The organism is Streptomyces odontomachi (assembly GCF_024435355.1).
In the GTDB taxonomy this organism is placed as follows: domain Bacteria; phylum Actinomycetota; class Actinomycetes; order Streptomycetales; family Streptomycetaceae; genus Streptomyces; species Streptomyces odontomachi.
On record NZ_JAMJWG010000115.1, the window covers coordinates 1 to 289 of the forward strand.

Here is a 289-nt window from a genome sequence, read left to right on the forward strand (position 1 = left end):
ATGCTCGCTGCCGTAGGTGGCCAGAATGGCCTCCGCCTCAATGGGGTCGCCCAGCCGGGTGCCCGTGCCATGGGCCTCCACCGCGTCGACGTCGGAACCGGTCAGGCCGGCGCTGGCCCAGGCCTGCCGGATCACCCGCTGCTGCGAGGGACCGTTCGGCGCCGTCAGACCATTGGACGCACCGTCCTGGTTCAGCGCGCTGCCCCGCACCACGGCCCACACCCGATGCCCATGCCGCAGGGCATCGGAGAGCCGCTCCACCACCAGCAGCCCGACACCCTCCGACCAG

1 protein-coding gene is annotated in these 289 nt (G+C 72.3%); it reads right to left on the reverse strand.

Annotated features, from left to right (window positions below):
• A partial coding sequence (locus NQO67_RS43615; RefSeq protein ID WP_255956215.1) for a hypothetical protein occupies positions 1-289 on the reverse strand: 289 nt, incomplete at both ends.